At 32.8% G+C, this 3,391-nt stretch carries 3 protein-coding genes; all 3 read right to left on the reverse strand.

Going from position 1 to position 3,391, the window contains the following annotated elements:
• Positions 1-1,167: heme biosynthesis protein HemY (locus HET73_RS06550; RefSeq protein WP_174134227.1), on the reverse strand; the 1,167-nt coding region annotated here is incomplete at its 3' end.
• Positions 1,164-1,895, reverse strand: coding sequence for a hypothetical protein (locus tag HET73_RS06555; protein ID WP_174134228.1), 732 nt, complete (start codon positions 1,893-1,895; stop codon positions 1,164-1,166). The genes HET73_RS06555 and HET73_RS06550, both read right to left, overlap by 4 nt.
• A complete protein-coding gene (locus HET73_RS06560; protein ID WP_174133464.1) occupies positions 1,888-3,117 on the reverse strand; it encodes a lipoprotein-releasing ABC transporter permease subunit in 1,230 nt (409 codons plus the stop codon). The genes HET73_RS06555 and HET73_RS06560 overlap by 8 nt, the downstream gene beginning before the upstream one ends.
• Between the last annotated feature and the right edge of the window lie 274 nt (positions 3,118-3,391).

The following is a 3,391-nucleotide window of genomic DNA, read 5'->3' on the forward strand; positions in this document are numbered from 1 at the left end:
ATCCCATTGTTTCAGTTTTTGATTACAATTCGTACATTCCCAGCATGGATCGGGCAAAGCTTCCGAGTCCATCTTGTTGAGCCAATAAATTACTTGATCATGCTCTTGTAATATAACCTTGAGCTGCATCATAATAAGATAGATCGACATGTAATTAGCTTTCTTTATAGCAGTATCTAAGTGTTGACTTGCAATATCATATTTACCCAAGCTAATTAAAGATGAAGCAAGTAAACAATGATTAAAATAATAATCAGGACGCAAATTATATAGCCTTTCAGCACCTTTATTATTTAAACTGATGTAAATTTTAGCTAATTGAGGAGTGGGATTTACTGTATACTCCGCCTCCAGTACCGCAGAAGCTTTTCTAATTTTTCCAAGTCTAATATACAACTCTGCTTTTAAATAATTGACGGGCTGAAAAGTTGCACAATAACTTTGTGCTCTAAATAAAGACTTTACAGCCTCCTTGTAATTCCCTTTACTTTCATATTGCTTTGCTAAAGCGCAATAAAGAACCGCTAACATTTTTTTGCAATCAAAGGGAAGAAAAATATTGAACTTCGCAGCTTCCTTTAATTTCAAAATTGCGCTGCCCCAATCTTCTTGTAATATGCAGTGCTCTATTTGAAAGGGAATAGACAGAATTTTATCATCAATCGAACTAGAACAATACCCTATGAATCTTTGAAAGGTTATCTTTTCTTGTTTGAGATCGACAATTAGTTTACTGGCCAGAAGTAGAGCTAAGTTGCGATTTTTATTTGCAATATTTGTTAAACCGTTGCAGAAAAAGCTGTAATTTCCCGTCTTACCTGAATTAAAGACTTTTATTAAAGATAGCTTATCGATTTCCTCATTTAGACTTTTAACCAGCTTGTGAGCGCTCTCCATATTGCCCAAGTCTATGCTAAACAAAGCTTCAAATAGAAGTAGCTCTTCTCTCTCCCTTCTTCTATTTCTTATGTTGGCAAATGTTGATGAAATAGAAGAACAAAAGCGTGCAAGTGTAATTAATAAAAACAATAAAACTACACAAGCAAAAATAATGAAATATAGATCAACACTTATAGTGTAACCACCTAATTCTAATCTTATTACTTCACCACTCACTTTGACCCATATGCCAAAAAAAGAGAGAGCGAAAATTATAAAATAAATCATGAGATATATTGTAATAAGTGATGATATATTATTGAAATATTCTTAGAAGCTACAATAAAACCATTCAATTTATTTATCCATTGCTTAAATTCTGGGTGTGTTAAATCACCCACTGTAGTAGCTATACTCTGCCAATCATTATCGTTTATTGACTCCTCGATTTCTGCTAACTTTACCCTTAATGGATCATTTTTATCTTTTATCTTTACCCAGTTTGAAATGACTTTTTGAAATAGTGTACTTTTGTTATAATCGACAGTATCAATGGTTTTCTCAAAAGAAAATTTCAACTCACGTAAAGTATCTACCTCTTTCAAATTCTCCAATTCACTTACTGCATTTTCTATCTCTGGATCGTCAAGCTCTGATATTAGAGGCTTCATTGCGTTTATATGATTATCAAATTTTGCTTCTTGCAATAACGAATTCTTCATTTTAATCACAAATAACAGCAATTTCGCGAGGTTCTTATGCCTTGAACTACCATCACCTTGTTCACATTGAGTGTGCAGACTTCTCTTTAAGTCAAATATCTTTTTTTCTATTCTAGATTGATTAACTTCGAGTAACATTTTCAAATCATCTATGTTTTCCGTCAAAACCTTAATATTGTTTCCACTTTCTCGCTGATTTATTTTTAAAAATACTATGTTATTTATCGTAATATAACTGGCAAATAATAACACAATTAAAGCCCAGCCTATATACTGTCGCTGAATATCATTCATAACGTAGTATCTCCGCAGGATCTTGTGCAGCTGCCTGCAATGCAGGAGCAATTGTTGCTAAAAATGACAAGAACAATGCAAGTGCAGAAACATTCACTACATCTTGAGGAACTAATATCACTGGCAAACTTGAAAAAAAGTATATCATAGGATCCAGTAGTTTAACGTTAGTAATATTTTCTAAAAACACTCTAATATTTTCAATATTGAGAGAAAAAACAACACCTATGATAGAGCCAAGACAAGTTCCTGTAAAGCCAATCAGTAATCCACAAGTGCAAAATATGCGCATAATGCTTCCACTTGTTGCACCAAATGTACGCATGATTGCAATCGCGGATTTCTTTTCTTGCACTATCATCATTAAATTTGAGACAATATTAAATGCTGCCACAATTATAATCAAAGTAAGAATTAAAAACATCACATTTCTTTCAGTTTTTAAAGCATGAAAATAGTGGCTATGTTGTAATTGCCAACTTTCAGCTTCCATTCCTGTTTCTTTTTTTATAGCACTTGCTAGCTCATTAGCCCCAGTAATGTCATCTACAAACACCTCTATATTCCTTATACTATCTTTATAATTAAAAAAAGCCTGTGCTGATTTTATGGGCATATATATTAAAGTACTATCATACTCAAACATACCCATATCAAATATTGCTATAACCTCATATGCTTTCATTCTCGGCATTTCATCAAACAATGCATCAAATCTTTCAGGTGATATAAGCACAATTTTATCACCATAATCAACGTTCAAAGCTTCTGCCAATCGTGCCCCTATTATTATTCCTTCATCAAATTTTTTCACATTACCCACAATTACATTATTTGTAACAGTAGTATTATTAAATAAGTCTTGAGCTGACACACCCCGCACTACGCTACCTGCAATTCTACCATTTGCCATGATAATAACTTGATCATTGGTCATAGGAGTAGCTTTTAATACACCTGGAATTTTCTCAATAGATTTTGATACTGCGCAATAATCTGAATTTATGCTTTGATCAAAATAAACATTGATATGACCATTAATGCCAAGTATTGAGTCAAGCAACTTTGCTCTGAACCCGTTCATTACAGACATTACCACTATTAGCGTTGCAACTCCAAGAGCAATACCGATGATAGAAAACAAAGTCATTATAGAACAAAATCTGGCATTTTTTGCCCGCAAATAGCGAACAGCCATAGTAATTTCAAAAGCAATGGACATTGTACATTCTTGAGACTTTTATAATTGTAGACTTTTCTTTACTGAAAAACTAGAGATTTTTATTAGACTTCTTGCATTTTAGTAGCGCATGAAACAAAGAAACTACTTGACAAACTCCACCAATCTTATTATCATACCACTAAGGGTATTTTTGACTCAAAACTTGTTTTTGATCCGCGCGGATTCAATGACAAAAATTTAGTAAAAAACTTAGGGTATTTATTGGCGGATTATATAAATTATTGGGGCTACATGTCTTTTAAATTTTTTCACA

It is taken from the genome of Wolbachia endosymbiont of Atemnus politus (assembly GCF_013309895.1).